1 protein-coding gene is annotated in these 6,408 nt (G+C 67.0%); it reads left to right on the forward strand.

All coding sequences use genetic code 11. The features are described 5' to 3' along the window. Nucleotides 1-36: 36 nt before the first annotated feature. The coding region (locus tag A9J21_RS17160; protein WP_082926478.1) for a filamentous hemagglutinin N-terminal domain-containing protein at nt 37-6,408 on the forward strand (6,372 nt) is incomplete at its 3' end.

Consider the following 6,408-nt stretch of genomic DNA (forward strand, 5'->3'; position numbering starts at 1 on the left):
CAAGAAGCCGTGTCCGTACCGGCGTCACGGGTCACGATGAATCGGCTTTGTTTTCGCATTGTTTTCAACCGCACACGTTCCATGCTGATGGCCGTGGCGGAGACGGCTTCGGGTCATGCGGGCGGCAAGCCCGCCGGTCAGGGCGGCAGCACGCGCCGTGCGCCGCCCGACGTGGCATGGCTCGGCGTGCCGGCGATCAAGCTGGCCGTCTGGGCGTGCATGGGCCTGCCGATGCTGGCTGGCGCGCAGATCGTGGCCGACCCGAATTCCGGCGCCAACCGGCCCACCGTGATCGGCACGCCGAACGGCCTGCCGCAGGTCAACATCACGCGGCCGTCCGGCGCCGGGGTGTCCACCAACCACTACACCCAGTTCGACGTCAACAAGGCCGGCGCCATCCTGAACAACTCGCCGGGCATCACCAACACCCAGCAGGCGGGCTACATCAACGGCAACCCGAACCTGCTGCCTGGCGGATCGGCGCGGATCATCGTCAACCAGGTCAACAGCATGTCGCCCAGCCAGCTGCGCGGCTACCTGGAGGTGGCGGGGCCGCGTGCGGAGGTGATCGTTGCCAACCCGAACGGCATCCTGGTGGATGGCGCCGGCTTCATCAACACCAGCCGCGCCACGCTGACCACGGGGTTGCCGGTCTACGGCGGCAGCGGCAGCCTGGACGCGTTCCGCGTGACCGGGGGCCAGATCCAGATCGAGGGCGCGGGGCTGAACGCCGCTGGCGTCGACCAGGTGGATCTGATTGCCCGCGCGGTACAGGCCAACGCCGCCGTCTACGCGAACAAGCTCAACGTGGTGGCCGGGGCCAACCAGGTCGACTACAACGCGCTCAACGCCACGGCCATTGCGGGCACCGGGCCGGCACCATCGGCCGGTATCGATGTCAGCCTGCTTGGCGGCATGTACGCCAACAAGATCCTGCTGGCATCGACCGAGCAGGGCGTGGGTGTGTCGCTGCGCGGCGTGATGGCGGCCCAGGCGGGCGACATGACGCTGAACGCAGCCGGCAAGCTTGTGCTGGCAGGCAGCACGAGCGCCGCCGGCAACATCAAGGTGACGGCCCGCGATGGGGTCGATAACAGTGGCTCGACCTACGCCATGGGTGCGATCGGCATCCAGACCGATGCCACGCTGAGCAACAGCGGCACATTGGCGGCGCAGCAGTCGCTTGGCCTGGCCGCGCAGCGCGTGGCGTCGACCGGCACGCTTGCGGCGGGCTTGAATCCGGACGGTGTTCCCGTCGGCGGCGCAGACCTGGCGGTGAACGCCAGCGGGGCGGTGTCGGCTACCGGCCGGAATCTGGCCAGCGGCAATGCGGTGATCCATGGCGAAAGCGTCAGCCTGGCGGGCAGCCAGACCGCGACGAACGGCAACCTGAGTGTCTCGGCAAGTGCAGGCGGCCTGGACCTGACGGGCGCAACCACCACGGCGGGCGCGGCGCTGGTCGTCAATGTCCGGGGGGCGCTCAACAACGACCGGGGCCAGATGTCCAGCGGGGCGGCCACCACGTTGACGGCGGGCAGCGTGTCCAACCAGGGCGGACAGATCGAAGGTGCCGAGCTTGCCATCCGCACGTCGGGCGATCTGCTCAATCAGGGCGGCAGCCTGAAACAGCTGGGCCAAGGCGATAGCACGATCACTGCAGGCGGCAAGCTGGACAACACTGGCGGCACGGTAGCCGCCAATGGACAGAACCTGACCATCGATGCAGCAAGCCTGATCAACGATGGCGGCCGGATGTCCCATGCGGGCACCGGCACGCTGTCGGTCACGAGCCAGGGTCGAACTGGCAACGCGGGCGGTGTCATCCAGACCAACGGTGACCTCCAGGCGCAGGCCACAACGCTGGACAACAGCCGTGGCACGATGTCCGCACAGGGCAAGGTCACGGCCATCGCGAGCGGCAATCTGTCGAACCGGCAAGGCAGCGTCTACGGGAATACGGGCCTGATGCTTGCCAGTGGCGCCACGATAGACAATGCCGCGGGCTCCGCGCAGACGGCCGGCGATCTGGCGGTGTCGGCCACCGGCGCCGTGCTGAACCAGGATGGCACGCTTGCCGCGAATGGCGAGCACGGCACCGCAACGGTGTCCGCAGCGAGCATCGACAACACGCGGGGCGTGCTGGTCAATGCGGGTGACGGTGCGACGACAGTCACGGCCGCCGATGCGCTGACCAATACGGCCGGCAAGGTGGGCGGCAATGGCGACGTCACCGTGGCCGCGCAGACGCTTGCCAACGATACGAAAGGTACGTCGGGCGGCCAGGTGGTGGCCGGTGGCGCGCTCGACCTGAAGGTCAGGTCCCGGCTCGATAATCGCGGCGGCATGTTGTACGGCGGCCGGAGCCTGACCCTCGACCAGGCCGGCGCGACGCTCAACAATGCCGCCGGCCAGGTGCTGGGTGGCGTGGACGTCAAGCTTGGCGTTGCATCCCTTTCCAATCTGGCCGGTGCGGTCAAGGCCAACCAGGACGTTGCCGTGTCGGGCGCCATGTCCGGTAGCGGGACGATGGTTGCGGGGCGCGATCTGACGCTGAATGCGGTGGGGGACTACACCAACGACGCGTCCAACCAGATCAAGGCGAACGGGAACATGCAGGTGACGGCCACCGGCACGCTCACCAATACGGGAACGCTCGCAACGGCCGGTGCGCTGACGGTCTCCGGTGCCAACGTGGTGAACGGGGGTGGGGCGGACATCAATTCGTCCAATACCACGGTCAAGGCGGGTAACCAGATATCGAACGCCGGACGCATCGAGGGCGGCACGGTGCAGGTCAACGGCTCGTCGGTGGTCAACACGGGGACCGTGATCGGCAACAACGTGCAGGTGCAAGGGGCCGATATCGTCAACAACGGGCCATCGGCCCTGATGGCGGCCGTCCAGAATCTGAACCTGTACGCTGGCAACTCGGTGCAGAACCTGGATGGCGCCACGCTCTACAGCGCGGGCAACCTGCAGATCGCTCGCGATGGCGCGCGGGACCCCGACACCGGCCTGCTCGCCAACCAGACCCACGCGCTGATCAATCGCTCGGCCACCATCGAGGCGGAAGGCGACATCGACATCGCGGCCAACCAGGTCAGCAACACGCGCACGAGCATCGTGACGACGGCCGGCACGCCGGTGCAGACGGCTGTCAAGACGCTCACGCTGTGGCAAGGTGGACTTCCCGGGACCGAACTGAACTATCACGGCAGCATCACCTTCCCTGGGTGGAACTGGGCGACTGGCAGCGCGCCGATCAGCACGCCGCAAACCAACGCCCTGCGGGCGCCGGTCACCGTGACGGTGGACAAAGCAACGGTCACGAACTTGGACGCCAGCAAGCAAACGCTGTCGTTCACGCAGTCTCCGGTGGAGGTGTACGGCTCGATATTCCAGGGGCCAAACTGCGACATCGATACGTCGATCTGCACGCGCCCGATTGCAACCCGGCCTACTCAGTACTACCAGTCCATCACGGACAACGGGTCCACCTACAGCATCACCTTCTGGCCGGACTGGGACCCGAACATCCATATCCGGCCCGATGAGGTACGCCAGGCCAACTTCGGCACCGACTTCAACGAGATATCGCGCACGACCGTCACCTATACGGCGACTGACCAACTCGTGAGTGCGTCCGACGCGGCCAGGATCCAGGCGAGCGGCAACATCCGCATCAACAGCAACGGCGGAAATATCCTGAACCAGTCCTCGACCATGGCTGCGGGGGGCAACCTGGTGCGGGTGGCGGCCAATGGCACGATCCAGGATGTGGGCACGGTGCTGCAGCAGACCGTGACCACCGAGGACACTTCCACCTTCTACTGGCACCAGCGTACCGGCAACAGCCAGAGAACGGAGGTCGTGGCCTATCCGGGCGCGCCGCAGGCCCCGACCACGGTGGCCGCCCTGCCGGCCGTTGCCACCGCCAACCAGGCGGTGCAGACCACGGCGCAGAACGTGACGATCGCCTCGGTGGATACCGTCGGTGCGGCCGTGACGGGCAGCAGCGTTTCAGGTGGCGGTGCAAGCGGCACCCAGCTGGCCCGCGCAGCGGGCAATGCCGGCATCCCCAACCTGAAGCTGCCAACCAACGGCCTGTATCGCTTCCGCACTGCACCGGGCGACACCTACCTCGTCGCCACCGACCCGCGCTTTACGCAGTACGGCAACTTTATTTCCAGCGATTACATGCTCAAGGCGCTGGATCTTGACCCGCAGAAGACGCAAAAGCGTCTGGGCGATGGCTTCTACGAAGAAAAGCTGGTCCGCGACCAGATCACGCAACTGACGGGCAAGACGTTCCTGACCGGCTACACCGACCAGCTGGAGGAATACAAGGCGCTGATGAACAACGGCGTCGCCTATGCCAAGACCTTCGACCTGACCCCCGGCGTGGGCCTGACCGACGACCAGATGCGCCAGCTCACGACCGACATGGTGTGGATGGTGTCGCAGGACGTGACGCTGCCCGATGGCACCACGCAATCGGTACTGGTGCCGAAGGTCTATCTGGCGCAGGGCAATGGCGTGGACCTTAACGCCACGGGCGCGCTGGTCGCCGGCAATACCGTGGCGATCCATGCTGCCGGCTCCGTCGAGAACAGCGGCTCGATTGTTGGCGATATCGCCACGCAGGTGGTGGGCGGCAATATCGTCAACCGGGGCAGCATCGGGGGCGCCGGCACGACCGTCGTGCAGGCCGCGCAGGACGTACGCAACCTGGGTGGCCGCATCGGCGGGCAGGACGTATTGGTGGCGGCGGGCCGCGACATCGTGAACGAATCGCAGACCATCACGAATACCACCACCCTCGCGAACGGCAACAGCGCCAGCGCCACCGGCATTGGCGCGGCGGCATCGATCGCAGGGACGAACAACGTGGCCTTGCTGGCCGGGCGCGACATCAACATGGCAGGGGCCACCGTCAATGCCGGCAGCAACGCCCTGCTGGCCGCAGGCCGTGACCTGAACATCGGCACCGCAATGCTGGGCACCACGCAGGATGCCACGGCACACGGCGGCCAGGACTATCTGCGGGACCGGACGGTCATCAACCAGGGCAGCACCGTGCAAGCCGGCGGCAGCGTGACGGCCGTCGCCGGGCGAGACGCTACGCTCACGGCATCGACGATAGACGCGGGCGCCGATGCCGCACTGGTTGCGGGCCGTAACACCACGGTGACGGCGGCGCTGGACTCGCGCACACAAGAGGCAGGCGCATTCAGCAACAAGGCGTCGCAGTTCACGCAGTCTTCGTATGATGAGGGCGCGCGGGGCGCCACGGTCCACGCTGGCAACCATGTCACGCTGGGCGCGGGGCAGGCGGCGGCCGTGGGCCAGATCCTGCAGGCCAATGGCATCGCCCCGGCCGCGCTCGACGGCAACGCCACCGGCAACGTGGCCGTGCTCGGCTCTGCCGTCAGCACGGGCAGCGCGACGACCGACGGCGGCACGGTCAAGCTGGTGGCGACCGGCGATGTCACCGTTGGGGCGGTCACCGAGCAGCACAACGCCCAGAGCTGGTCGCACTCGGAAAGCTCTGGCTTCCTGTCGAAGACGACAACGACGACGACCTCCAGTTCACGGGAAACCGTGGCGGTGGGCTCGGTGGTGTCGGGCGACACCGTCGTCGGCAGTGCTGGCCGCGACATGACGATCAGCGGCTCGACCGTGGCGGCCACGCAGGACGTGTCACTGGAAGCCGGCCGGAACCTGACCATCACCACGGCCGAGAACACGAGCGAAAGCCACAGCTATTCGCGCACGAAGTCCACGGGCTTCGGCGCCACGGGCGGCGGCATCTCGTACGGCATGCGCGACCAGAAGGACACCATCAACGACAGTTCGGTCACGCAGACCGGCAGCCTGGTGGGCAGCACGGACGGCAATGTCAGCCTGAAGGCAGGCAGCACGCTGCACGTGACCGGCAGCCAGGTGATCGCCGCCAAGGACCTGACGGGCGTGGGCGCCGACGTGATCATCGACGCGGCAAAGGGCAGCGGGCACCACGACGAAACCCACGAGATCAAGCAGACCGGCTTTACGCTGAGCGTGGGCGGCGGTGCCATCGGTTCGGCGATCAACGCGGGCCAGAAGATCAGTTCGGCAAGCAAGAGCCAGGACGGCCGTGCGTCGGCGTTGTGGGGCATTGCGGCCGGCCGCGACGCGTATGACGCGGCGATGGGTGCAGGCGACGCCATGAAGAGCCTGGCCGATGGCAAGGGGCCGGCAGGCACGGCGGTGACGCTGTCCTTCGGCACCAGCAAGAGCAAGAGCACGGTCACGCAGGACAGCACCACGCACACCGGATCGAATGTGCAGGCGGGCGGTACGGCAACCTTCATCGCCACGGGCGTGGATGCCGATGGCAACAAGACGGCCGGCAACCTCGACATCATC

It is taken from the genome of Cupriavidus sp. D384, from assembly GCF_001652915.1.
In the GTDB taxonomy this organism is placed as follows: Bacteria; Pseudomonadota; Gammaproteobacteria; order Burkholderiales; family Burkholderiaceae; genus Cupriavidus.